Consider the following 22968-nt stretch of genomic DNA (forward strand, 5'->3'; position numbering starts at 1 on the left):
ATACTCGTCTCGTTCCGAACGCGAGTCGCCGCCTCAGAGGCCGAGAATGCGCAGGGAGTAGAGAGCCCAGGTGAACAGTACCGCTGCGACCGTCGCCAGCGTGTAGTGGATGCGGACGGGCGTGTTCCAGTAGGCGTCACGCCAGGCTAGCGCGACGAAGACGCTGGCACCGAGAGTCCCTGCGAGGGCGAGATAGGGGAGAGCCAGCCCGACGCGGAGGAGCGATGACGGTGAAGCAACTTCGGCGTCGATCTCGATGGTCGCGAACAGGAAGATTGCGGCGACGCTCAGCCACAGGAGGCTGACGACGCCGAGGAGGGCGCGAGCGACTCGCTCCCGCGCACTCGGAGCGGACGTCTCGCGTATTCGACGCCGCACCGCGGCGCCAGCCCACAGTGCGAGCGTCGAGACGAACGCGAGCGTCCCGCCGAGGAGGATCGCCCGATAGACGGACAGCGATTCGTACCACGGCACCCGCTCGTACGTCGCCGGCCCGAAGTTCCCGAAGAAGAGGTGTGTGGGTGCGCCCTCCTCGTCGAAGCGGAACGCGAGTTGCTCGTCGCCGCCGACTGCGTCGTAGATTCCCGGCCGCTGCTCGATCCACGTTCTGGGTTCGCCGCCGAACTGTCGCGTCGTGAGATACCCGTCCTCCGTCGTTCCGACCGACACCGTCCTCGTCAGGACGCCGAAGGCTCGATGCCACGTGGTCTCGGAGACGGTCAACGACCGGTAGTCGCCGGTCAGCCGATCGGCTCGCTCGGCGGCCCCCGGCGGCTCGACGACTGGGGCCCGGGAATCGGGATAGTAGCGGTCGACGAACGCCTGCAGGAAGTCGAACCGCGCCGTCTGTCCGCCTGGGCTGTTGTAGACGACGAACACGCCGGTATCGCGCTCCGGGAGGAGCGCGAGCATGCTCCGAGAACTGGCAGTGTCGCCCCAGTGGCCGACGATACGTTCGTCGTTGCGGTCCATCTCGATGAACCCGTAGGCCATCCCGTTCACGTCCGGCGCGTCGGGCGCCTTGTCGAAGTGCTGGCGGTGCATCTCCCGGACGGTCTCCGGTTCGAGTATCCGTTCCGACCCGTGCGATCCCTCGCCGAGATACGCGAGCATGAACCGGCCCATGTCGGTCGCCGTCGACCGCATCGCACCGCCCTCGGGCGCCATCCCCCAGGTCTGTAACGGCTGGGCTCGGTACTCACCGTTCTGGTACGTGTATTCGCTCGCGAGACGTGGCCGCAGGCGCGCTGGAAGCGGCTGTTCGTACGTACTGTTGTCCATCTCGAGCGGGTCGAGAATTCGCTTTTCAACGTATTCGGTGAACGCCGTCTCGTACTGTTCGGCGACGACGTGCCCGGCGAGTCCTGCCCCGTAGTTCGAATAGGCGACGAACTCGCCGGGCGGACGAACGCGGGTCGGCTGATTCTCGGCGAGGACTTCCCCGAGCGGTCTGAGGTCGCTGGGCTCGTCGACGAGCGTCCCACCGAAGGCGTCCTCGTAGCCTGCCGTGTGAGTGCCGAGGTGTTCGAGTGTGATCGGCCGTGGATAGGTGTCCGGGACCGTGACGGGCGAATCCGTCAGGTAGTCGTTGACGTCGCGGTCGAGGTCGAGGTCACCGGCTTCGACCCCCTGCATCACGGCCGTCCAGGTGAGGAGTTTCGCTGTCGATCCGACCCCGAAGATCGTTTCGTCCGCAGCGACCGGCTCCCGAGCGTCGAGGTCGGCGTACCCGTACCCCTTCGAGACGACGAACTCACCGTCGCTGACGACGACGACCGCGGCGCCGGGGATGCGATGTTCCTCTAGCTGGTCGGCCATCGTTTCGTCGAGCCACGCTTCGACTTCGGCCGGGTCGTCCAGTTCTGGCCGATCCGACGAGCGAGGCGGGCCGTCGAGCTGACTGGCCGTCGTGATCACCGGCGTGCTCACGAGAACGGCGACGGTGAGGATCACGCCTGCCTGGACGCGCTGGGATGTCATCGGATAGGTCTCCGGGATGGTGCGTAGCATTCAGCCGTGCGCGGTGGTTCACGAGCCACGCCGGGTGGGAGCATCGACTCGGGCGGGCGTGCCGAACAGATAGCCGCTGAGAGCGATCATCCAGATCATCACGGGGTAGACCATCATCCGTTCCGTCCCGCCGTGGTTGATCGGGCCGAACGCGGCCGGATTTCCGGCGTCACCGACGACCATGAGCACGACGAACACGAGACCGACAGTCCCGGCGACGACCGAGACGAACCGCATCACGCCGGAGAGATCCGTCGCGCTCCCGATCGCTTCCAGATTGAAGAACACGAACGCTACGAGCGCGAACAGCGAGTGGACTCCACCGGTATCGAGGGGGAAGAGAGCGGCCCCGACTGCGCCGACGCCAGCGAGCGTGAAGACGGCCAGCAGCCAGCGCTTGCCGTGGGTACGGTAGTAGAAGTAGCCGCCGACGAGGTCGAGGATGCCCACGACTGCGAGGGAGGTGTTGAACAGCAGTGCGGTCTCTGGGATGACGCCGAGGTCGCTGATAGCGGCCGCGCCGAAGTCGTAGCCGGGAGCCATCGCCGCCGCGAGCATGATGACCGTCATGAACTGGGCCGAGAGCGCGAGAAAGAGGATGCCCGCGACCGTCCGGCTGTCCGTCATCGTTTCGCGAACGCGCGCCGCGGTCCGCTCGTACGTGGTAACTTGGCTCATTACTCAGACGGGTGACGACAGCGACGGAGAAACGTCTGTTGCTTGCAAAGTTCGGCGTGCTTACCCGCTACCTCGTCGCTCCCTTCGCCGTCGGCTCCGACCGATTCGACGACGGGGGCTGCTGAAACCGTCGAGAGCCCGCTCACTCCCGCAACCGGCCCGGTCCCACCCCAGCACACGCACCTTTTGTGGATAGAGCCGATACCTCGAAACAACCAATCATGGAGTCCGAATCGACGCCGAAACTCTACAAGGCCCCACGCACGGACGTCTCACAGAATCAGGGCAAGTTCCGGATCCACCTCAACTTCCCCGGCCGAAACCACCCGGACCACGAGGACCACGGCTACGGCCCGCTCGCGACGGTCGTCGAGTCGTTCATGGACCCGGACACGCTCATCTCGATGCATCCCCACCGGAACGAGGAGATAATCTCCTGGGTGCCGGCGGGCGTGATGCGCCACGACGACGGCGAGGGGAACAAACTGGTCACCGATTCGGAGCACATGATGGTGATGAACGCGGGCAGCGAGTTCTGGCACGAGGAGCGCACGCTCGCTGAGGACCCGCCGCTCCGGATGTTACAGATCTTCGTCCGACCGCACAGCCTCGACCTCGAACCCGACATCCAGCACGGCGCCGTCGAGGACCCGGTCGCAAACGAGTGGCGCCACCTGTTCGGCCCCGAGGACTCCGAGGCGCCGTTCTACGTCCGCAACGAGGTCGACTTCTACGACGTCCGCGTCGACGAGGGAGCGAGCGTCGACCTCCCCACGCGGTCGGAGCGGGACACGTACTTCTACGTCTTCGAGGGTGCGGTCGAGGCCGACGGCACCGAGTTCGACGGGACGGAGAGCGGACTGCTCGTCGAGGGCGACGACCTGACGCTCACCGCTCGCGAGGAGTCGATCCTCGTTGCCTTCGTCGTCGACCCCGGCGCCCCGATCACCCGACAGGGGACCGTCGGGCGGTAGTACGGTCAGGCGTCCGCGGACACCGGGGTACCGACGCTCGGCGCTCAGAGCGGACTCATTCGGACGTCACCGTCGTCGACGTCGATGGTTAGCCGGTCGCCCCCGTCACCGATCTCTCCGCGAGTCGTGTCCTCGTTCGTCGAGACGCTGTCGAAGAGGTCTCCCTCGTACTGCACGGAGCCGTCGTCTGCGTTCACGACGACGGTCGCATCGATCGTCGGGGCTACCCGTGCGGTGACGGTCCCGTCGTCACACTCGACCGTGGCGTCGCCGTCCAGATCCTCGATAGCCAGTTCGAGGTCGCCGTCGTCGACGGAGAGGTCGCCGACGGTCGCCGGTTCGGTCATCTCGAGGGCCCCGTCGTCGAACTCGCCGGTCACGCGGTCGACCGCTCCGACGGTGACGGTCCCGTCGTCGACGGTCGTCTCGAGGTGACCGGACAGCGGCCCGACCTCGACGGTCCCGTCGTCCACGTCGAGCGTCAGATCGCCCGCGACGTCCGTCACCTCGGCGTCGCCGTCGTCCATCTCGACGCGCGTGACCCGCGTGCCCTGCGGGACTCGGACGTCGAGCGACTCCAGTCCCCCGCCGGCCGGACCGATCCCGACCGCGACAGAGACGTCCGCTTCGATGTCGAGTCGGCCGTCGGCCACCGCTCTGGTCACCGTCACGTCCGAGAGGTCGGTCCGTCCACGGGCGTACTTCGTCGCCTCGACCCGGACATCGTCACCGTCCCAGCCCCGAACGGTGGTGTCCCCGTCGTCGCCCGAGACGGCTATCCGGTCGACTTCGCTCCCGTCGACCGAATACTCCACGTCCGCGGTCTCTCGCTCGACGTCCGCCGTCACGCTACAGCCCGCGAGGAGGGCCGTCGCCGCGACACCCAGTCCCTTGAGGGCAGTGCGTCGCGTCGTTCCCGACTGGGTCTCCGCTCTCGATCTGTCGGCGGTCGCCTCGTTCACTCTCATACTGAGAGACACGACGGAATACCTCAATAAGAACTACACTCCGTTTCAGCGCCAGCAACGCGGGCGAACATTTAAATAAGAGACGAGGACTGTTGACGGGGAGGCTCCCCTCGAACCGTCGACGAGCGCGACACCGTCGCGACGACAGAACGAGGACACGGCCCGAGTCGAGTGTTGGATGTCTGATAGACGCTGCCGTTTTGGCCGTCGGAACCTGTAGTCGTATCTATGAGTGGCGCTGACACACAAGGGCTGCAGTCGTTCCCCGAAGCGCTCGCGGGGCGAGACGCGTGGCTCGAGCCGTTCGACTGGTATCGGCGGATGCGTGCCGACGAGCCGGTGAGATACGACTCGAACCGAAGCTGCTGGGACGTGTTCAGGTACGCGGACGTGAAGCGCGTCCTCGACGACGACGAGACGTTCTCGGTCGAGCCCGGGATCGCGAGCGATTTCGTCGAACCCGACGACTTCGGCGAGGGGCTCATGCTGGAGACGATGATCCTCCGTGACCCGCCTCGTCACGACGAGATCCGGGCCGTCGTCGAAGACGAGTTCAGTCCGCGGACGCTCCGGGACCGCGAACCGAGGATCCGCGAGATCACGCGTGACCTCCTCGAGACGGCCGTCACCGAAGGGAACGGACGCATGGACGTGGTCGGGGATCTGGCGTATCCGCTGCCGGTGATCGTGATCGCCGAGATGCTCGGCGTCCCGCCCGAGCGGCGCGACCAGTTCAAGGAGTGGTCGGACGCGATCGTCGCCTCGACGGGGGCCGACGACTCCTCGGAGGCAGTGGCCGACGCGCAGAGCCAGTCGCTCCAGGAGATGGGGATGTACTTCGTGCAGTTACTCGAAGAGCGCCGGGACGACCCCAGAGACGACCTCGTGTCGACGATGGTCTCCGCGGAGGCCGGGGCCGATGCCCACCTCTCCCAGGAGGAGGCGCTCGGGATGTGTGTGCTCCTCCTGATCGCCGGCAACATCACGACCACGAACTTCCTCGCCAACGCGGTCCGCTGTCTCGCGAACCACGACCTGTTCGACGCGGTCGCCGACGGCGAGTACGCGGTCCCGGCCGTCCTCGAGGAGGTCCTTCGCTATCGCTCGCCGGTCCAGGCGATGTCACGGATCGCCACCCGCGAGGTGACCCTTCAGGAGGAGACGATCGGCGAGGGCGACCGGGTCGTCGTGTGGCTCGGCTCGGCGAACCGCGACGACAGGCAGTTCGACGACGCGGACACGTTCGTCCCCGACCGGTCACCGACCCAGCACCTGGCGTTCGGGCACGGGACGCACTACTGCCTCGGTGCGCCGCTCGCTCGCCTCGAAGCGCGCGTGGCCCTGGAGGAGCTACTCGACGGCGTCTCCGAACTCTCTCTGGTCGATACGCCGCTGCAGCCCACGCGAAGTTCGTTCGTGTACGGCGTCGAGTCGCTCCCGATCGAATACGAACTCGCCGAGTGAGTCGTCCGCAGAGAGAGTCGTCCGACGCGCTGTGTCCGCCTGACGAGTGGATTCCACCGGGCGGGGACGCCGCGTGCCGGTCGGTACGGGCTGTGTAACTTTGCGGTCGGGACTCGCCCGACCGATATGATCGACGGCGTCGCCGTCCGAGAGTTACAGGTCAACGCCGACGAGCGCGGCCACCTGGTCGAGGTGTATCGAGAGGACTGGGACGAGTTCGACCCCGACCCGGCGATGAGCTACTACTCGCTTTCCTACCCGGGAGTGGTCCGCGCGTGGCACCGCCACACCCGCGGACAGGTCGACCACTTCGTCTGCCCCAGCGGGCGGATCAAAGTCGGCGTCTACGACGACCGCGACGACTCGCCGACGCGAGGTGACCTCGACACGTTCGTCATCGGGGAGCACGACCAGCGGCTGGTCCGGATCCCGGGCGCCTGCTGGCACGGGTTCAAAGTCGTCGGCGACGAGCAGGCCCTCCTGCTCAACATGCCGACCGAACTCTACGACTACGACGACCCGGACGAGGAACGACTGCCGCCCGACACCGACGAGATCCCGCTCGACTGGGACGAGATGCCTTACTGAGGATAAGCGGCTACTAACTGACTGTCTGGGAGACGACCGCCGGACCATGAAGGGGCTCATCCTCGCCGGCGGGACGGGATCGCGGCTCCGGCCGATCACCCACACGGGACCGAAACAGCTCATCCCGGTCGCGAACAAGCCGGTCCTGGAGTACGCGGTCGAGGACCTGCGCGAGGCCGGTATCACCGACGTCGGCGTCGTCCTCGGACACAAGGGACGGGAGGCCATCCAGGCGTTCCTCGGCGACGGCTCCGAGTTCGGCGTCGACGTGACCTACATCGTCCAGGGGAACCCGCTGGGACTCGCCCACGCGGCGGGGTGTGCCCGCGAGTTCGTCGGCGACGACGACTTCGTGATGTACCTCGGCGACAACCTCCTGAACCGCGGGATCGGCCGCCTCGTCGAGGACTTCGAATCCGGCGACTACGGGGCGAGCATCGCCCTGCAGGGCGTCGACGACCCCGGCGCGTTCGGTATCGCGGAGGTCGACGAGGCCGGTGAGGTCCGCCGACTCGTCGAGAAACCGGACGACCCGCCGAGCGACCTGGCGCTCATCGGGATCTACGTGTTCTCGCCCGCCGTCTTCGACGCGATCGAGGAACTCGAACCGTCGTGGAGGGGGGAACTCGAGATCACCGACGCCATCCAGTCACTCCTCGACGACGGGCTGGCTGTCCGCTCGCACGTCGTCGAGAGCTGGTGGAAGGACACCGGCAAGCCGGGCGACGTGCTCGAAGCCAACCGGCTGGTCCTCTCCGATATCGACCCCGCGAGCGAGGGGACCGTCGAAGACGGCGCGGAGACGAGGGGCCGGATCGACACCCGGGACGGTGCGGTCGTCGAATCGGGGGCGGTCGTCCGGGGCCCCGTCTCGCTCGGTCGGGACGTCACGGTGAAGGAGGGGGCGTACATCGGGCCCTACACTTCGATCGGACCGAACTCGACGGTCGCCGACACGCACGTCGAGAACAGCGTGATCATCGGCGACGCGGAGATCGACGCGTCGGAACGGATCGTCGACAGCCTCGTCGGGAGCGGCGCGACGATCGCGAGCGCCGACGACGTGCTCCCCGACGGCCAGCGCCTCGTGGTCGGCGCGAACTCAGATCTCAAGCTCTGAGAGCGATGCGACTCGACCGTAACCCCTGACTACTCATGCGAATCATCACCCACACCTGCCCGGACTGCGGGACCGTCGTCTCGGCGAACGAACTCGAAGCGAACCGCGTGATGAAATGTCCCGGCCTCGACTGCGAGTCGGTCCTCCGGTTCGCCGACCTCCCCGCGGACGACCGGGAGCACTTCCTCGAACACCGGGAGCGGTACCGGTTGTAGCCGTCGCGGAGCGGCCGGCCGTCCCGGCTGAACGCGGCGGACCGCCCCCTCGCTCGGGCCCGGCCTGCCTATGCCGTATTGGGACTCTTCTCCGAAGAGGCCGAAGGCTCGAACCGTCATGAGACAGCAGTTATCCCTCCCCACCTCGGGGAGTAGCGGTCGCGGGGAGTCGCAAGCGCCACTGGACAGCGACGACGAGGACGCCCTCCCGTGGTTGCTCGGCGCGCTCGTCCTCCGGGGCCTCGTGAAAGGCCTCCGCTCCGACGAGAGCGACGGCTCCATCGACCTCAGTGCGAGCCAGCACGAGGCGACGGACCGGTCGTCCGAGGGCGGACGGAGCGGGCTCGTCTGGGTACTCGGTGCCCTCGTCCTCGTCGCCGTCGGGTACCTGATCCGCGACCGGTACGGCCCGTCGAAGCAGCGGGCCGGCCAGCGGGTCGGTCGGGGGTCACAGGAGTTCGCCGACCGCACGGAGGAGATGTCCCAACAGGCCGCCGACCGCACCGAGGAGATGTCCCAGCAGGCCGCCGACCGAGTCCGCGAAGGCGGGCAGGCCGTGGCCGAGCGCGCCGAGGAGACGGCCCACGAGGCCGCCGAACAGGTCGAGTCGAAGAGCGAGGCGGTCGGCGACCGGATCGAGGAGGAGAGCGAAGCGGTCGGCGACCAGATCGAGGAACGCGGCGAGGAAGCCAGCGAGAAGGTCGAAGAGGGCGGCAAGGAGGCGAGCGAGAAAGTCGAAGAAGGCGGCGAGAAGGCGAGCGAGGCGGCCGACGAAGCGGAAGACGCCCCCCAGCAGGACGACTGAGCGGCCCGCCGCGCGACGGGTCGAGATCGGGGGTCCCGCGACAGCGGAGCGCGAGGGAGCGGCCTCCAGAACACCGGCCGGCGCTTGCTCGCAGGCGAATTAACCGGCTCTGGCCCGATGCCTCTCCCATGCCATCGAACAGGCCCAGTCGGCCACGCGAGCGCGACGACGCGGGGGGATGCCAGTGACGCTCTTCGGACGCATCGCGTTCCAGATCGAGTCGTGGATCAACGCCGTGCTCAACCGGACGTCGGACCCCGCGGCCGAACTCGACTACTCCTACGAGCAGTTGCGCGACCAGCTCCAGGAGATCAATCGCGGGATCGCGACCGTCACGACCCAGAAGAAGCGACTGCAGATGCACCGCGAGCGCCTGCGGTCGTCCGTCGAGAAGTACGACGAGCAGGTCCGGGAAGCGGTCCGGCAGGACCGCGACGACCTCGCGCGGCGCGCGCTGGAGAAGAAACACGCGACGCTCGACCAGGTGACCGGCCTCGAAGAGCAGATCGAGCGCCTGCAGGCGACCCAGGACGACCTGGTCGAGCGCCAGGTCGCGCTCCGCGGTCGTATCGAGGGGTTCCGGACGCACAAGGAGACGCTGAAGGCCCGCCACGAGGCGGCGCAAGCGTCGGCGCGCGTCGCGGAGGCGTTCACGGGCGTCGGCGGCGAGATGGCGGACGTCTCCAGGGCGATCGAGCGAGCGACCGAGCGCACCGAGCAGATGGAGGCCCGCGCGGCGGCCCTCGAAGAACTCGAGGCGTCCGGGGCGCTCGACGACGTGCTCGCCGAGGGCGACGAGATCGACCGCGAACTGCAACGCCGCTCGACGGAACAGCGGATCGACCGGGAACTCGAGGATCTGAAGACGCGCGTCGGCCGGGAGACGGACGCCGGGACCGACGGGGAACTCGAACCGGAGACCCCCGAGAGCGGGACCGACTGAGCCGTCGGGGTCGCGGTCAGGACTCGACCGCGACCGAGTAGCCGATGAGAACGACGCCGACGACGCCGAACACCGTGGCCCCCCACCCGCCGTACCCGGCGGGCCACTCGCCGCTCAGCGCGAGTATCGCGGGCGAGACGACCCCGGCGGCGACGAACAGGAGACCGACGTTGCGTGGCGACCACAGCTGTTCGCTGGCCGGCGTCTCTTTCGTCCGACCGGAGGCCGAATCGGGCGTCGCGTCTCGTCGTTCCCTCATACCCGGGTTTCGGTGTCGTCCTTGAAAGGGGGACTGCGTGCTTACTGAAGGCGTTCAAGTACCGACGGCACCGTGCAGACTGCTCGACGCCACTCGGTTCGACCGGACGCTAGACGGCCGGAGCGGCTGTCGGGCGGATCGGGCGCCGGTCGGACCGGGCGCCGGTCGGACCGGGTGGCGCGTTCAGGAACCGTCGTCCGCGGTCTCGCCGGGTTCGAGCGCGTCGCCGATGGCAGCGAGGTCCTCCTCGGTCGTCGGCTGGGGCCGACCGAGCGCCGATTCGAGTCTCGACACGTCCAGACAGGTGTCCCGGGGACGCGGCGCCTCCCGGTCGATATCGTCCATCGCGCCTTCCTCGACGAGGCCCGGATCGACGCCCATGCGCTCGGCCAGCAGGTGTCCGAACTCGTAGGGGGTGAGACAGGAGCGACCGGCGACGTGGAAGAGTCCACGCTCTCCGGCGTCGGCGAGGTCCATGAGCGTGCTCGCGGCCTGCCCCGCCCGACTCGGCGTCACGTGCTGGTCGGTGAACAGCGGGACGGACTCGCCGGCCGCGAGCCGGTCGCGGACCCACACGGGGAAGCCGGTCAGTTCGCCCGTGAACCCGTGGGTTCCGTAGACGAACGAGAGCCGGCCGACGAGGGCGTCGGCGTCGGACTCCCGGACCGCTCGCTCGCCGGCCAGTTTCGACTCGCCGTACACCTGGAGCGGGTTCGGTTCGGCCGACTCGTCGTAGGGCGCCCCGTCCCGGCCGTCGAACACGTAGTCCGTCGAGACGTGGACGAAGGAAATCTCCCGGTCGGCGCAGGCCGAAGCGAGGACGCCCGGCGCCTCGGCGTTGACCGCGTGGGCTCGCTCGGGCTCGGTCTCGCAGCCGTCCACGTCGACCATCGCGGTGCAGTTGACGACCGCGTCGGGGGCGTGGTCGTCGAGCAGGGCGGCCGCGCGGTCGCCGTCGCGGACGTCGAGTCGGTCGAGCGGGACCGGCGCCGTGTCAGGTTCCGACCGCACGGTCCCGCGGACCTCCCACCCGCGGTCGAGCGCGGCCGTGACGACGTTGCTCCCGAGGCGGCCGTTCGCACCGAGGACCAGCGTTCGCATGTCTCGGCACACGCCGCGGAAACACAAATATGCGGTCGACTCGTTGCTGGGAACGTGCGAACGCTCGTCACCGGCGGTGCCGGATTCATCGGCTCGAACTTCGTCCACTACCTGATCGAGCGGACCGACGACGAGGTGGTCACGCTCGACGCGCTCACCTACGCGGGGTCGCGGGACAACCTCGCGGGCGTCATCGACCACGACCGCCACGAGTTCGTCGAGGGGGACGTCCGCGACGGGGAACTGGTGACCGACCTCGTCGCAGACGTCGACGCGGTCGTGAACTTCGCGGCCGAGTCCCACGTCGACCGCTCGATCGACGGCGCCGCGCCGTTCGTCGAGACCAACGTCGGCGGGACGCGGACGCTCCTCGACGCCGCTCGCGCCGCCGACCTCGACCGGTTCCTGCAGGTGTCGACCGACGAGGTGTACGGCCAGATACTCGACGGCCGGTTCGCCGAGGACGACCCGCTCGACCCGCGCAACCCCTACGCGGCGACGAAGGCGGGCGCGGACCACCTCGCGCTCAGCTACCAGCGGACCTACGGTCTCCCGGTCGTCGTCACCCGCTCGTCGAACAACTACGGACCGCGCCAGCACCCCGAGAAGCTGATCCCGAAGTTCCTCACGCGAGCGGCCGAGGGTGAGCCGCTCCCGCTGTACGGCGACGGCTCCAACGTCCGCGAGTGGACGTACGTCGCGGACAACTGCCGGGCCGTCGACCTCGCGCTCAGGGAGGGCGACGCGGGCGAGGTGTACAACGTCGGCGCGGGCGAGGAGCGGACCAACCGCGAGGTGACCGAAGCGATCCTCGACGCGGTGGGCGCGTCGCGGGACCTCGTCGAGTTCGTCGACGACCGCCCGGGCCACGACCAGCGCTACGCGCTGGAGACGGCGAAGATCCGGGACCTGGGCTGGGAGCCCGAGTACTCCTTCGAGGCGGGACTGGCGCGGACCGTCGACTACTACCTCGGCGACTGAGCGCGCGAGGGGAGTCCGACCGCCTGTCGGGGCCCGAGCGGTCGGCGACGGTGGCCCGCTTCGGCCCCGGAATCGAGTTCCCTGGGCGACACGTCTTTCCGGCTTTCGGCCGAAAGAGCGTTCGTATGCGCCCGGTGATGGGGGGACTCCTGGGGAGAGCCCGGCAGTGCCTCCGCGACGACTACGAGTCGGACCCGTATCTCCCGTACGTGCTGGGACTGGCCGCGGTGCTCGCCGGGTTCTGGTTCTGGCACCGGATCCCGAACTTCGCGACGCGGGACGAGCGCTGGCGGATCCTCGACCCGATGGTTCCGGTCGGGCTGTTCGCCGAGGACCCCGGGATCGAGTCGCTGCTGGAGGGGATGCAGCAGGGACGCACGTTCGGGGCGACGTTCTACGTCTTCGGGCTGGCGCTCCTGCCGGTGTTCGTGGTGGCGTTCCTCACCGGCCAGATCGACGCGTTCGTCGCGCTCCCGGAGCACGGCGCGGTCGACCTGTGGGCGCTGTGGAACCGGACGCCGCGCTGGATCTGGACGTGGAGCCTCGTGCTCGGCCGCCTCGCAGTGGTCGCGTTCGCGGTCGGTTGCGTCTACGTCACCTACCGGATCGGGACGACCATGCGGGACCGCGCGACGGGGCGGCTGGCCGCCCTCCTCCTCTCGTTCACGTGGGGCTTTCTCGTCCTCGCACACGAGGTCGGCGAGGACGTGCCCGCGCTCTTCTTCTTCCTGCTGGTCGTCTACTTCGCGCTCCGGTACGCGGAGACGGGCGACCCGGCGCTCTTTCTCGCCGGCTGTGCCTGTGGCGGGATCGCCATCGCGGTGAAGCTGACGACTGTCGTCGTCGTCCCGCTGCTGGGGATCGCGTACCTCCTTCGCATCGGCAACGCCGGCGACGACTGGCTGGACGCGCTGGTCCAGCCACGGCTCCTCGCGGTCGGCGCCGCGCTCGGCGCCGGCGCCGTCTTCGTCGGCTTCCCGAGCGTCGTCGCGGGCGGACTGGAGCCGCTCGTGGCGCGGATCCAGCGGGGGACGACTGGGAAGACCGACCCGCACGGCTGGCGGGTCGAGCCGACCTGGTGGTGGTTCCTGCGGAGCTACCTCAACGGCATGGGCCTCCCGCTGTTCGTCGCGTCCGTCGGCTCGCTCGTGGCCGGCCTCCCCAGGATGTGGGAGCGGTCGACGGAGGCCGACGGGTACGCGCTTGCGCTGATCGGGGTCGCCTCGTACTTCTATCTCTACGCGAACTGGGCGTACATCCGCACGCATCACGTCCTCCCCACGATCCCGCTGCTCGTGCTGGTCCTCGCCGCCGGACTGATGCGACTGACCGACGCGCACGAGACGGTCGGCCGCGCGGTCGTCGCGGTCCTCCTGGTGACGAGCGGGCTGTACGCCGGCGTCGGCGACGTCGGGTACGCTTCCCAGCCGCGCGACGAGGCGACAGACTGGTTGCGAACGAACGCGGCAGCGAACGCGACGGTCGAGACGTATCCGAACGACCCGCAGGAGGCGGCGGTCCCCCACGGCATGGAGATCTATCGGCCGTCCAACCGCGAGGCGACGCCCGGCGGTGCGAAGGGGTCGGCGATGGAGTGGCTGCTCGCCGTCGAGGAGCGCTGCCCCGACTACGTCCAGCTCCACTACTACGAGAGCATCCTCGCGCTGGCCCCCGACGACTGGAGCGAGCGGGCGCGCCGGCTCTCCGGCGAACGCCGCGCGCAGTACGTCCGCGACCTGCTCGCCGAGGACACCTACCCGTACCGCGTCGCGGAGACGTTCGGGCCGCGCCCAGCGTTCCTCGACGGCGAACCCCGATCGGCGGGGCTACCGGAACTCGTCGAGGTCGGCCTGTTCCCCCGCACCATCCAGTACGGCGACCCGCAGGACGTGGGCGTCGACCAGTACACCGTGATCCTGGAGCGAGACGGCCAGTGCGGCGCGTCGGCTGGGAGCTCCTGACCCTCGCGTTCGGGGTCAGCGACGGCGTTCCCGGCCGTCTTGAATCTGCAAGATCGACGCTTATGACGGTCTCAGCCGTACCGAATCGGTAGCGAGGGCCAAGGATGTTATCGTTTCTCAGTCGCCGGATCCGGCCAGGAACAGCGCCGTCGAACGCGAGCGGTCCGGAGAGCAGGCCGCTCGCGCCGCTCTCCCGGTCCGGGGCCGGTGGCTCTCCGGGCGCTCACGAGTTCGCCGGCGGTCGCGGCGGCGAGAGCGCCACGAGAGGCGGGGCGGGGGAGCCGCCTGCCGCCGGGCCTGACCGGACAGGGCGACCGGGCTGTGAGCGGAGGTGGGAGCGGTGACCGCCCGTTCGTCGCGGCCGACGTTCTCGCTCGTCTTCCTGACGTGGAACCCGGGGGAGGCGATCGTCGGGGTGGTCGAGTCCGTGAAACGGCAGACCTTCGACGACTACGAGGTCGTCGTCGTGGACAACGACAGCGACGACGGCACGCCCGAGCGGATTCGGGACGCCTACGGCGACGACGACTCGGTCCGACTCTTCGAGAACGACGAGAACCGGGGCTTCAGCCGCGGGATGAACCGCGGGATCGGCGAGAGCCGCGGGCGGTACATCTGCTGTTACAACCACGACACGCTGTTCCCCCCGGAGTACCTGCAGGTGCTCTCCGAGCGCGTCACGCCCGACGCGGTCTGGACGACGGCCAGGCGGAACTACCGCGTCGACCCCGAGTGGACCTACGTGCGTCTCCTCTCGGAGTTCCGGTTCACCGTCCCGTACGTCGTCGACCCGCTGTCGGGGACGGCCGAGGTGAACTACGTCCCCGGTGACGGGACGATACTCCCCCGGGAGATCTACCGGGATGAACTCGACTCTGAGGTGTTCGATTCCTCGATGCCGACGAGGGGTGAGGACGTCGACCTCTCGCTCCGCCTGGCCGAGGACGGGGTGCCGATGCGGGCCGTCCTCGACACTCACTCGATCCACCCCGACAAGGACGACCGATACGAGCCGACCATCGAGAACTTCGGGACGCTCCTTCGGACTATCGCGGCGCGGATAGCCGCCCACAGCAACAACGCCGTCCCGCGGTCGACGGTCCTGCTCTCCGCGGCGAGCATCCTGACCCAGCCGCTGCACGTCTACTTCGCACCGTACCCGCGCTCGCCGGAGGCGTTCGTCGAGGCGACGACCGTCCACCGCGGCGGCGGACCGCACTCTCGAGACGAGCCGACGCCCGTCGAGGTGAGCTGAGGTGGCCGCGACGACCACCGCTCCCGATCCCAACCCATCACCGATACATGGCTGCACGTAACCTGATCCGGCGATCGATTCGACAGAGCGGCGCGCTCGACTGGGTCCACGCGACGGTCGACAGGGTCAACCGACTCCTCCGCTCGGAGGTGTACGAGCCGCCGACGGACCTGTCGGAGTTCGAGACGGTCCAGCGGCGCGCCCGGAAGACGACCGACATCAGCGACCACCTCGACCGGCTGTTCGTCGAGGCGCTGCAGGCCTCGCCCGACACCATCGTCGAACTCGGCGTCCGCGACGGCGAATCGACGTTCGTCTTCGAGCGAGTCGCCAGACTCGCCGACGCCGACGTGGTGAGCGTCGACGTCGACGAGACGACCTACACCACCGACTACGACCGCTGGCAGTTCGTCCAGTCGGACGACGTGGCGTTCGCGGCCGACTTCGAGGAGTGGAGCGCCGACCACGGAGTCGACCCGGCTATCGACGTGCTGTTCGTCGATACCAGCCACCGATACGACCACACCGTCGCGGAGATCGAGGCGTGGTTCCCCCACCTCGCCGAGGACGGCGTCGTGCTCTTTCACGACACCAATCAGCGACACCTCTACCGGCGCGAGGACGGGACGGTCGGGCTCTCCCCGCTCGACGACCGGGGCGTCATCGGGGCCATCGAGACCCACTTCGGCTGTGCGCTCGACGAGACCGAGTCGTTCGTCACGGTCGCGGACGGGTTCGTCCTCGAACAGTATCCGCTGTGTAGTGGCCTCGCCGTGTTGCGAAAGCTCGACACCGGGGGCGAGGACTCCCGGGACGCGACGTGACGGACTCGAAGCGTCGGGCGTGGCTCGTCACGGCCGCGCAGTACCTCCTCGGCGCGCTCGCGCTCGCGTGGGTCGTCCGGCAGGTCGAGTGGGAGCGGGCGGTATCGCTGCTCGGCGGCGTCTCCCCCGGGACGGCCGCGGCGCTCGTGGCCGTGAGCGCGCTGGGCCTGCTCACGTCGCTCTCTATGTGGCACGTGTTGCTCGACGCCGCCGCCCCGACGCGCTTTCGCGAGGCGGCCGAGACCGGACTGGTCGTCCTCTTCGTCAACCAGTTGCTCCCGTCGCGGCTGTCGGGGCGGGCCGTCGCCCCCTTCGTCGCCCGCGACCGGACGGGGATGCGGTACTCCGACGCCATCGCCGTCTCGGGCGTCCACACCGGACTGTACGCGCTCCTGTACGGGATCACTGCCTTCGCGGGAATCGTGGTCGCACGGGGTCGGCTCCCGCTCGCGCTCGTGCTCGTCCTCCTGCTCTCGACCGGGCTGTACGTCGCCGCCGGGACCGTGGTGTTGCTCGCCGGTGCGCACATGCGGGCCGTCAACCGCGTCGCCGGCTGGTTCGACGCGCTCGCCGGTCGCGTCCCCGTCGTCGGCGACAGGCTCTCGGCGCTGACCGGGAAGATACCGGCGTTCACCGAGGCGTCGTCGGTCGCGTTCCGGTCGCTGCTGGCCGACCCGGGAGCCGTCGGCCGCTACGCCGCGGGGTTCGTCCTCTCGGTGCTGGTCGTGCCCGGCCTGCGGGTCTGGCTGCTGTTCGAGGCGCTCGGCGTCGGGTTCGAGCCGGTCGTGGTCCTGCCGATTTACCTCGTCATGGCCTACAGCGTGACGCTGCTGCCGCTCACGCCGGGGAGTATCGGCGTCACCGAGGCGAGCGCGACGGCGGTGTTCACCGGACTCGGGATGCCCGTCGAGGCGGTCGTCCCGGTGGTGTTCGTCGACAGGCTCCTCGGGTCGTACCTCCCGGCGCTGACGGGGTGGTACCCCTCGCTCAGGACGGACTTCTCCGAACTGGCCGCGGACGTGTCGCCGGGCGACTGACGCCCGTTCGACACCCGATTCCGACGCCGATTCGGTTGGTCCGCGTCCGAGGCGGCCACAACCCCGCCGCACGGTCTCCGACCCCGACCCGCTCAGAGCTCGCGGAGTCGGTCGGCGAGTCGGTGAGCGATCTCCGTCATGCCGTGGTCCATCGGGTGGAGCAGGTCGGTCGAGAGCCCGCCCGGATCCTGCAGGAGGTCCGATCCCTCGATCAGGTGGAGGTTGTCGCGGTCGGCGGCCGCGACGGCGTCGCGTACCTCCTCGCGGTACTGGCTCGGCGTGGCCGGCCACTCGTCGCCGTCGGTGATCTCGGGACACAGGTCGGCGAAAAACGGGAACAGCGTCACCGCGGCGACGGGTTTGTCGGGGTGGGAACCCGCGACGGTGTCGACCAGATAGCGGACGCGCTCGCCGAACTCCTCGGCGTCGAAGCCGGCGGCGATCATGTTGACCGAGACGGCGAGCACGGCGCGGTCCCAGTCGTCCCGCCCGGCGATGTACTCCGCGAGGGCGTTCTCGCAGAACGCCGACCCGCCGGAGCCGAGGTTCAGGTGGTCGTCGCCGAGCAATCGCGCGGTCTGGTGGCCGTAGGTCATCGGGTAGCGACTCGCGCAGGCGCCCTGCGTGATCGACGTGCCGTAGGTGAGCAGCGTCCCGTCGGGGCGCTCGGCCGGGTCCGGGAGTCGCACGTCGCCGGACACGTCGTGGAGGACGACCGGATTGCCGAACAGCACGAGGCGGCCGACCGTCGGGTCGAAGTAGCGGTCGTCGAGGCGGTCGCGGTCGACGGTCTCGACGCGCTCCGGGAGCGACAGTTCGATAGTCGTCGGCTCGGCGTCGAGGGTGACGTGCTCTTCGGGCCGGTGCTGGAAGGGGCCCCAGAACGGCGTCGCTTCGCACGACCCCTCCGGACAGGACAGCGTGATCTCCGCGGACTCGCCGACGAAGCGGAGCTCGACGCCGTCGGGGCGCCTGTACTCCTCCTGCGAGCGGTCGTTGAACGGCTCTGTGACCTCCGGCGGGAGTCGATCCAGTCGGACGCCGTCGTCCGCGGGGATCGGCTCGGCGACGTTGTGCATCTCGACGGTCTCGCGCGACATACCGCGGCAATGGGAGACCACCGATATAGGCGTGGCCTTGACGTCCCGTGCGTCCGGGATCGTCGCCGGACAGCGGGCGAGTTTTCCCGCTCCCGCACGGACGATTTCACATGAGCGACGACGGCGGCGAGTACGTCGACGGCGACCAGCGCGTCGATGGCGACCAGCGCGTCGATGGCGACCAGCGCGACGATGGCGAGGCGCTCGCGCGGCGCCTCGCAGCCGCGATCGAGGCGGACGAGCGCGGACCCGACGCGCTCGCGGTCGTCGACGAGGCGGCGGTCGAGCCGACCGCGGACGGCGCGTTCGCGTACGCGGTCGACTGCGGAGAGACGCGACTCGCGGACGCGTTCGTCCACCCCGATCGGATCCACGTCGAGTTCTCCGTCGAGCCGGATCGGGCGGCCGATGCGGCAGCGGACGCCGGCTTGCGCGCCCGCCCGAAAGCAGTTCGACCGCCGCGGACGCTCGTGTTCGTCGAGTCCCCCGACGAGGTCGAGCGGGCGCTGGACGTGTTCGACGCCGTGGTCGAAGCGCTCGACTGACCCCGGCTCTCGCGGTGCCGTCGCCGCCGATCACTCGCCCTCGGACGCAGCGCTCTCGGCCGTCTCGACGTGGTCCAGGCAGCGGATCTCGCCGGTGTCGGTGTCGAAGGCGAAAGGGTCGCCGGGTCGGATCTGCTTGCCATCCTCGGCACAGCCGTCGGCGTGCTGGAGGAAGTAGCGACCCTCCTCGCGGCCGGTCTCGAGGCGGCCGGCCTGGACGGCGAAACGGACGAGCCCCTCGCCGATCTGGGTCCGCTCGGGCGAGTCGGCTTCGAGGCGGAGTACGGGCATCGTGGTCCGCCTCCGGCTTGGGGCGCGACGCCCATACGATCGTCGCCGGGCCGCTCCACCCTGCTGGGCGGTACTTTTAACGCATACCGAATTGTTTTAGCATTCATGAACGACGAGATCGTTCAATCATCTCGGCCTAACGAGGGGTCGTACCTTCGGGTCCCCGTTCCGATCGGCGACCCGGAGGCGTTTCGGTACGGCGCGACTGCGGACGTCCTCCATCTGCTCGTCGACAACCCGGGACGAGCGTTCACCAACCGGGAACTCCATCGCGTGACCGGGCAGGGGCTGGCGGGTGTGAACGCCGCCGTCGATACCCTCGACGCGCTCGGCGTCGTCGACGTCGACCGTTCGGGGCGGGCCAACGCCGTCCAGGTCGCTCCTGGAGCGCTCGTCAGGCCCGACGACCCGGTGACGACCGTCCCGCAACCGGAGTTCCACGCCCCGATCAGAGACGTCCTTGCGAGGATCGAAGCCCAGATCGGCGAGGAAACCGGCGTCGTCCTCTTCGGAAGCGTCGCCCGCGGTGACGCCGACCGGACGAGCGATATCGACCTGTTCGTCGTGGTCGAGTCGGACCGGATGCGTGCCCAGCGAACGGCACACGCCATCGAGCGGGCGATCGCCGACGAAGCGTTCGACGGTGAGCGGTACGAGGTTCACATCGTCGTCGAGACGGAGGAATCGGCAGCGGGCCACGACCGGATCGGTGCCGTCCTCACCGAGGGGGTGACCCTCCGGGACGCGCCAGCCCTCGATTCGGTCAAGCAGGAGGTGTTCGACGGTGGGACTCAGTGACGTCGTCGACGCGCTCGACCGCGTCGAGCAGCTGGTCGAGGATTCGGAGACCGGACCGGTACAGGATTCGCTATCGTGGCAACGGGACGGGGACGACGCCGACATCCAGCTCGGGAAGGCGTGCGCGATGCTGGGGACGTGTCGACAGCTCCGCACGGGGACAAACAACTACGTCAGCGTCGTCGAACTCTCGTTCAACGCCATCGAGCGGTCGTTCCAGTTCTATCTCGTCGAGATGACTGCGGCCGAGTCGTCGGACTACCGGAACCACGAGGAAGTGTTCGAAGACGTCGCTGCCCGGAACGTCTTCTCGGACGAGGCTGTTGCCGGTCGTATCGACGCCTTCCGTTCGGAACACCGGCCGCGCTACTACTACGACATCGACCGGCCGGGCCGAGACTTCGCGGTCGCCATGCACGATCTGGCGGAAGAAGTCCATCGATACGTCGTCGCGTTCGCCGACGCACACTCGCGGTGTAACTGTGACGACCGGCACTGACCAACGGGGTGCCGCCATCGCCCCCGTCGCGCGACCGGTCATTTAGGGTGCCCAGGCTCCAACCGCAGTCATGGGCGTCCGAGACGTGACCGACATCCACGAGGAGTTCGACGGCGAGCGCCTGCCACCGGGTCAGCGCGAGACCGAGCGGTTCCCGGTGCTCTCGCTGAAGAACACTCCCAGCTTCGACCCCGACGAGTGGGAGTTCACCGTCCGCGGCGCCGTCGAGGAGGAACTGACCTACTCCTGGGACGAGTTCCAGGACCTCCCGACGGACACCCAGCGACAGGACTTCCACTGCGTCACGGGCTGGAGTCGCTTCGACAACGAGTTCCGGGGCGTGACCTTCCCCGAACTCGCCGAGCGGGCGGGCGTCGACGACGACGCCGTCCACGTCATGTTCGGCGCGATGGACGGCTACACGACGAACCTCCCGCTCGAGGAGTGCATGCGGCAGGAAGTGCTGTTCGTCCACGAGTTCGACGGCGACCCGCTCCCCTCCGACCACGGCGGCCCGCTCCGGGTGGTCACACCGCACAAGTACGCCTACAAGGGCGCCAAGTGGGTCGACGGCGTCACCTTCCTCACCGAACCCGAACGGGGCTACTGGGAGAAGCGCGGCTACTCCAACACCGCGAACCCCTGGGCGGAGGACCGGTACACGACGGTCTGACCCTCGAACTCGCTCCGACCGTGTGGCCGCTCCGGGCGGTGAACGACCGTCCACCGAGTCGGCCGGGCCGAACAACTTAGTCGCGTCATTCGGTATCGCTACACATGACCGACGACGGGCCGGACGACCAGCCGGGACCGAGCCGGCAGCGAGACGTGTACATGCAGGGGCTCGCGGGCGTGACGCCGGACCTGCCCGTCAGTTACGAGGACCTCGAGGCCGCGGCGCTGGAGGCGCTCGACGACGACGCGGCGGGATACGTCGCCGGCGGTGTGGGCGGCGAGGAGACGATGGACGCCAACAGGGAGGCGTTTCGACGGTGGCGTATCGTCCCGCGGATGCTCCGCGACGTGGCCGAGCGCGACCGCTCTGTCGAACTGTTCGGTCGGGAGCTGTCGGCGCCGGTGTTGCTCGCGCCGATCGGCGTCCTCTCGATCGTTCACGACGGGGCCGAGCGGGCCGTCGCCGAGGCGGCGGCCGACCTCGACGTTCCGATGGTCCTCAGCACGGCGTCGTCGGTGACCCTCGAAACCGTGGCGGAGACGCTCGACGACGAGGGCGGCCGGGGCTGGTTTCAGCTCTACTGGAGCAGCGACCGGGCGGTCACCGAGAGCCTCGTCACCCGCGCCGAAGCCGCGGGGTACGAAGCGCTCGTCGTCACCGTCGACACGCCGCTGTTGAGCTGGCGCGAACGGGACGTCGACGACGCGTATCTCCCGTTCCTCGACGGCGAGGGGATCGCGAACTACCGCACCGACCCGGCGTTTCTGGACCGGCTCGACGCCGACCCCGAGGAGAACGAACTCGCGGCGGTCCGGGAGTTCGTCGACGTCTTCGGCGACCCGTCGCTGACGTGGGACGATCTGGCGTGGCTGACGGACCTCACCGACCTGCCCGTCGTGGTGAAGGGCGTGTTGCACCCGGACGACGCGCAGGCGGCGGTCGACCACGGGGCCGATGGCGTCGTCGTCTCGAATCACGGCGGGCGGCAGGTCGACCGCGCGATCCCCGCGCTGGAGGTCCTCCCCGAGGTCGTCGACCGCGTCGGCGACGACGGCGCGGTGCTCTTCGACAGCGGCATCCGCCGCGGGGCAGACGCGGTCGTCGCGCTGGCGCTCGGCGCGGACGCCGTGCTTCTCGGCCGCCCGTACGTCTACGGCCTCGCGCTCGACGGCGCCGACGGCGTGCGCGCCGTCTGCGAGAACTTCCTCGCGGACTTCGACCTGACGCTCGGACTGGCCGGCCAGCGGTCGGTAGCGGAACTGGACCGGAGCGCCCTCCGGCGGCGTGACGGCTGACGATCCAACCGGACCTCGCTCCGACCGCCGAGCGCTGGCGTCCCGTCCGAGACGCCCGCGCGAGTGGGGCGGTCAGCCGCCGAGGGCGGGGTGGCCTTCGTGTACAGGCAGAATCGGGTTACAGCGGCGGGTCGAAACACGGGTGGTGAAGCGAGGAATGGCCCCGAGCCCGGAGCGTCGGCGGTACTACCCCGAGGCGGAGAACGTGCCGCTCAGCGTCGCCGTCCGCGAAGCGGTCGCGGCCCACGAGAGCGCGTCGCTATCCGCCGACGAGTTCGACCTGTCGGACCACGTCGACCCCGAGGCGCTCGACGCGCTGTTCGAAGCCGAGGCCGACGTCGACGTGTCGGTCCAGATCCGCCTCCACGACGTGACCGTCAGCGTCTGGACCGACGACGGCGTCGACATCCGCGTCACCGACCGGATCGGGTAGCGTCGGATCTGCCTCCCGGCGTATTAGGAATATCAGGCCTGCGCTATTCTCCTATTACGTATGTAGACAACCTCTATGAACCCGCGAGCGCCCGGATCGACTGTGAACAGCAGACGCCACGCAGACGACGCGAACCGGACGCCCCGGG

General features: G+C 69.0%; 25 protein-coding genes. 18 read left to right on the plus strand and 7 right to left on the minus strand.

Annotated features, from left to right (window positions below; translation table 11 throughout):
* Positions 1 to 33 precede the first annotated feature (33 nt).
* Together D1409_RS17075 and D1409_RS17080 are read right to left on the minus strand one after the other, a co-directional pair.
* On the minus strand, positions 34 to 1980 hold the full coding sequence (locus tag D1409_RS17075) for a serine hydrolase domain-containing protein (protein ID WP_123538201.1): 1947 nt from the start codon (positions 1978 to 1980) through the stop codon (positions 34 to 36).
* Between the two features lie 48 nt (positions 1981 to 2028).
* Positions 2029 to 2688, minus strand: a complete 660-nt coding sequence (locus D1409_RS17080; protein ID WP_206425107.1) for a DUF998 domain-containing protein — start codon at positions 2686 to 2688, stop codon at positions 2029 to 2031.
* A gap of 221 nt (positions 2689 to 2909) precedes the next feature.
* Between D1409_RS17080 and D1409_RS17085 the strand changes: the two genes are divergently transcribed.
* Positions 2910 to 3662, plus strand: a complete 753-nt coding sequence (locus D1409_RS17085; protein WP_123538202.1) for a pirin family protein — start codon at positions 2910 to 2912, stop codon at positions 3660 to 3662.
* A 44-nt stretch (positions 3663 to 3706) separates the two neighbouring features.
* Here the strand turns inward: D1409_RS17085 and D1409_RS17090 are convergent, their stop codons facing one another.
* A complete protein-coding gene (locus D1409_RS17090) occupies positions 3707 to 4630 on the minus strand; it encodes a DUF4097 family beta strand repeat-containing protein (protein WP_123538203.1) in 924 nt (307 codons plus the stop codon).
* A gap of 228 nt (positions 4631 to 4858) precedes the next feature.
* Here D1409_RS17090 and D1409_RS17095 point away from each other — a divergent pair, with 228 nt between their 5' ends.
* The 6 genes from D1409_RS17095 (at position 4859) to D1409_RS17120 (ending at position 9765) form a co-directional block, all read left to right on the plus strand.
* On the plus strand, positions 4859 to 6094 hold the full coding sequence (locus tag D1409_RS17095) for a cytochrome P450 (RefSeq protein WP_123538204.1): 1236 nt from the start codon (positions 4859 to 4861) through the stop codon (positions 6092 to 6094).
* Between the two features lie 126 nt (positions 6095 to 6220).
* Positions 6221 to 6682 (plus strand): dTDP-4-dehydrorhamnose 3,5-epimerase family protein, encoded by a 462-nt coding sequence (locus D1409_RS17100; protein ID WP_123538205.1) that lies wholly within the window; start codon positions 6221 to 6223, stop codon positions 6680 to 6682.
* A gap of 46 nt (positions 6683 to 6728) precedes the next feature.
* Positions 6729 to 7802 (plus strand): glucose-1-phosphate thymidylyltransferase, encoded by a 1074-nt coding sequence (locus D1409_RS17105; protein ID WP_123538206.1) that lies wholly within the window; start codon positions 6729 to 6731, stop codon positions 7800 to 7802.
* A gap of 35 nt (positions 7803 to 7837) precedes the next feature.
* On the plus strand, positions 7838 to 8017 hold the full coding sequence (locus D1409_RS17110) for a hypothetical protein (RefSeq protein ID WP_123538207.1): 180 nt from the start codon (positions 7838 to 7840) through the stop codon (positions 8015 to 8017).
* 118 nt (positions 8018 to 8135) lie between these two features.
* The gene (locus tag D1409_RS17115; RefSeq protein WP_123538208.1) at positions 8136 to 8822 is read left to right on the plus strand and encodes a hypothetical protein; all 687 of its coding nucleotides are present in this window, start codon (positions 8136 to 8138) and stop codon (positions 8820 to 8822) included.
* A 184-nt stretch (positions 8823 to 9006) separates the two neighbouring features.
* Complete coding sequence (locus D1409_RS17120; RefSeq protein ID WP_123538352.1) at positions 9007 to 9765, plus strand: PspA/IM30 family protein; 759 nt, start codon at positions 9007 to 9009, stop codon at positions 9763 to 9765.
* A 16-nt stretch (positions 9766 to 9781) separates the two neighbouring features.
* On the opposite strand, the gene D1409_RS17125 is transcribed toward D1409_RS17120, so the two are convergent.
* Together D1409_RS17125 and rfbD are read right to left on the minus strand one after the other, a co-directional pair.
* The gene (locus tag D1409_RS17125) at positions 9782 to 10024 is read right to left on the minus strand and encodes a hypothetical protein (protein WP_123538209.1); all 243 of its coding nucleotides are present in this window, start codon (positions 10022 to 10024) and stop codon (positions 9782 to 9784) included.
* Between the two features lie 183 nt (positions 10025 to 10207).
* Positions 10208 to 11125, minus strand: coding sequence for a dTDP-4-dehydrorhamnose reductase (gene rfbD / locus D1409_RS17130; RefSeq protein ID WP_123538210.1), 918 nt, complete (start codon positions 11123 to 11125; stop codon positions 10208 to 10210).
* A 54-nt stretch (positions 11126 to 11179) separates the two neighbouring features.
* On the opposite strand from rfbD, the gene rfbB reads away from it, so the two are divergent.
* From rfbB to D1409_RS17155, 5 genes are all read left to right on the plus strand, one after another.
* On the plus strand, positions 11180 to 12106 hold the full coding sequence (gene rfbB, locus D1409_RS17135) for a dTDP-glucose 4,6-dehydratase (protein ID WP_123538211.1): 927 nt from the start codon (positions 11180 to 11182) through the stop codon (positions 12104 to 12106).
* A gap of 125 nt (positions 12107 to 12231) precedes the next feature.
* The gene (locus D1409_RS17140; RefSeq protein WP_123538212.1) at positions 12232 to 14067 is read left to right on the plus strand and encodes an ArnT family glycosyltransferase; all 1836 of its coding nucleotides are present in this window, start codon (positions 12232 to 12234) and stop codon (positions 14065 to 14067) included.
* Positions 14068 to 14407: 340 nt separating this feature from the next.
* Positions 14408 to 15322: a glycosyltransferase family 2 protein gene (locus D1409_RS17145; protein ID WP_123538213.1), complete on the plus strand. Its 915-nt coding sequence runs from the start codon at positions 14408 to 14410 to the stop codon at positions 15320 to 15322.
* A 47-nt stretch (positions 15323 to 15369) separates the two neighbouring features.
* Complete coding sequence (locus tag D1409_RS17150) at positions 15370 to 16146, plus strand: class I SAM-dependent methyltransferase (RefSeq protein ID WP_123538214.1); 777 nt, start codon at positions 15370 to 15372, stop codon at positions 16144 to 16146.
* Entirely contained in the window at positions 16143 to 17183 is a 1041-nt protein-coding gene (locus D1409_RS17155; RefSeq protein ID WP_123538215.1) for a flippase-like domain-containing protein, read from the plus strand. The genes D1409_RS17150 and D1409_RS17155 overlap by 4 nt, the downstream gene beginning before the upstream one ends.
* Positions 17184 to 17275: 92 nt before the next feature.
* Here D1409_RS17155 and D1409_RS17160 read toward each other — a convergent pair whose 3' ends face one another.
* On the minus strand, positions 17276 to 18283 hold the full coding sequence (locus D1409_RS17160) for an SGNH/GDSL hydrolase family protein (RefSeq protein ID WP_123538216.1): 1008 nt from the start codon (positions 18281 to 18283) through the stop codon (positions 17276 to 17278).
* A 110-nt stretch (positions 18284 to 18393) separates the two neighbouring features.
* Here D1409_RS17160 and D1409_RS24700 point away from each other — a divergent pair, with 110 nt between their 5' ends.
* Positions 18394 to 18828, plus strand: a complete 435-nt coding sequence (locus D1409_RS24700; RefSeq protein WP_164471752.1) for a hypothetical protein — start codon at positions 18394 to 18396, stop codon at positions 18826 to 18828.
* A gap of 30 nt (positions 18829 to 18858) precedes the next feature.
* Here D1409_RS24700 and D1409_RS17170 read toward each other — a convergent pair whose 3' ends face one another.
* The gene (locus D1409_RS17170) at positions 18859 to 19119 is read right to left on the minus strand and encodes a hypothetical protein (protein WP_123538217.1); all 261 of its coding nucleotides are present in this window, start codon (positions 19117 to 19119) and stop codon (positions 18859 to 18861) included.
* 105 nt (positions 19120 to 19224) lie between these two features.
* Between D1409_RS17170 and D1409_RS17175 the strand changes: the two genes are divergently transcribed.
* The 5 genes from D1409_RS17175 (at position 19225) to D1409_RS17195 (ending at position 22820) form a co-directional block, all read left to right on the plus strand.
* Positions 19225 to 19917: a nucleotidyltransferase domain-containing protein gene (locus D1409_RS17175; protein ID WP_123538218.1), complete on the plus strand. Its 693-nt coding sequence runs from the start codon at positions 19225 to 19227 to the stop codon at positions 19915 to 19917.
* On the plus strand, positions 19904 to 20416 hold the full coding sequence (locus D1409_RS17180; RefSeq protein ID WP_123538219.1) for a hypothetical protein: 513 nt from the start codon (positions 19904 to 19906) through the stop codon (positions 20414 to 20416). Before D1409_RS17175 ends, D1409_RS17180 begins: the two co-directional genes overlap by 14 nt.
* A 70-nt stretch (positions 20417 to 20486) precedes the next feature.
* Positions 20487 to 21089: a sulfite oxidase-like oxidoreductase gene (locus D1409_RS17185; RefSeq protein ID WP_123538220.1), complete on the plus strand. Its 603-nt coding sequence runs from the start codon at positions 20487 to 20489 to the stop codon at positions 21087 to 21089.
* 104 nt (positions 21090 to 21193) lie between these two features.
* Positions 21194 to 22387, plus strand: coding sequence for an alpha-hydroxy-acid oxidizing protein (locus D1409_RS17190; RefSeq protein ID WP_123538221.1), 1194 nt, complete (start codon positions 21194 to 21196; stop codon positions 22385 to 22387).
* 157 nt (positions 22388 to 22544) lie between these two features.
* Positions 22545 to 22820, plus strand: a complete 276-nt coding sequence (locus D1409_RS17195) for a HalOD1 output domain-containing protein (RefSeq protein ID WP_123538222.1) — start codon at positions 22545 to 22547, stop codon at positions 22818 to 22820.
* Positions 22821 to 22968: the final 148 nt, after the last annotated feature.

This window comes from Halosimplex salinum (assembly GCF_003730195.1).
In the GTDB taxonomy this organism is placed as follows: domain Archaea; phylum Halobacteriota; class Halobacteria; order Halobacteriales; family Haloarculaceae; genus Halosimplex; species Halosimplex salinum.

What these genes read in the sequence shown, in the direction of transcription:
- D1409_RS17075 (WP_123538201.1), bottom strand. Translation starts at nt 1,980, where the DNA reads ATGACATCCCAGCGCGTCCAGGCAGGCGTGATCCTCACCGTCGCCGTT.
- D1409_RS17150 (WP_123538214.1), top strand. Translation starts at nt 15,370, where the DNA reads ATGGCTGCACGTAACCTGATCCGGCGATCGATTCGACAGAGCGGCGCG.
- D1409_RS17175 (WP_123538218.1), top strand. Translation starts at nt 19,225, where the DNA reads ATGAACGACGAGATCGTTCAATCATCTCGGCCTAACGAGGGGTCGTAC.
- D1409_RS17115 (WP_123538208.1), top strand. Translation starts at nt 8,136, where the DNA reads ATGAGACAGCAGTTATCCCTCCCCACCTCGGGGAGTAGCGGTCGCGGG.
- D1409_RS24700 (WP_164471752.1), top strand. Translation starts at nt 18,394, where the DNA reads ATGAGCGACGACGGCGGCGAGTACGTCGACGGCGACCAGCGCGTCGAT.
- D1409_RS17190 (WP_123538221.1), top strand. Translation starts at nt 21,194, where the DNA reads ATGACCGACGACGGGCCGGACGACCAGCCGGGACCGAGCCGGCAGCGA.
- D1409_RS17105 (WP_123538206.1), top strand. Translation starts at nt 6,729, where the DNA reads ATGAAGGGGCTCATCCTCGCCGGCGGGACGGGATCGCGGCTCCGGCCG.
- D1409_RS17110 (WP_123538207.1), top strand. Translation starts at nt 7,838, where the DNA reads ATGCGAATCATCACCCACACCTGCCCGGACTGCGGGACCGTCGTCTCG.
- D1409_RS17095 (WP_123538204.1), top strand. Translation starts at nt 4,859, where the DNA reads ATGAGTGGCGCTGACACACAAGGGCTGCAGTCGTTCCCCGAAGCGCTC.
- D1409_RS17195 (WP_123538222.1), top strand. Translation starts at nt 22,545, where the DNA reads ATGGCCCCGAGCCCGGAGCGTCGGCGGTACTACCCCGAGGCGGAGAAC.
- D1409_RS17125 (WP_123538209.1), bottom strand. Translation starts at nt 10,024, where the DNA reads ATGAGGGAACGACGAGACGCGACGCCCGATTCGGCCTCCGGTCGGACG.
- D1409_RS17080 (WP_206425107.1), bottom strand. Translation starts at nt 2,688, where the DNA reads ATGAGCCAAGTTACCACGTACGAGCGGACCGCGGCGCGCGTTCGCGAA.
- D1409_RS17100 (WP_123538205.1), top strand. Translation starts at nt 6,221, where the DNA reads ATGATCGACGGCGTCGCCGTCCGAGAGTTACAGGTCAACGCCGACGAG.
- D1409_RS17160 (WP_123538216.1), bottom strand. Translation starts at nt 18,283, where the DNA reads ATGTCGCGCGAGACCGTCGAGATGCACAACGTCGCCGAGCCGATCCCC.
- D1409_RS17185 (WP_123538220.1), top strand. Translation starts at nt 20,487, where the DNA reads ATGGGCGTCCGAGACGTGACCGACATCCACGAGGAGTTCGACGGCGAG.
- rfbD (WP_123538210.1), bottom strand. Translation starts at nt 11,125, where the DNA reads ATGCGAACGCTGGTCCTCGGTGCGAACGGCCGCCTCGGGAGCAACGTC.
- D1409_RS17085 (WP_123538202.1), top strand. Translation starts at nt 2,910, where the DNA reads ATGGAGTCCGAATCGACGCCGAAACTCTACAAGGCCCCACGCACGGAC.
- D1409_RS17090 (WP_123538203.1), bottom strand. Translation starts at nt 4,630, where the DNA reads ATGAGAGTGAACGAGGCGACCGCCGACAGATCGAGAGCGGAGACCCAG.
- D1409_RS17140 (WP_123538212.1), top strand. Translation starts at nt 12,232, where the DNA reads ATGCGCCCGGTGATGGGGGGACTCCTGGGGAGAGCCCGGCAGTGCCTC.
- D1409_RS17170 (WP_123538217.1), bottom strand. Translation starts at nt 19,119, where the DNA reads ATGCCCGTACTCCGCCTCGAAGCCGACTCGCCCGAGCGGACCCAGATC.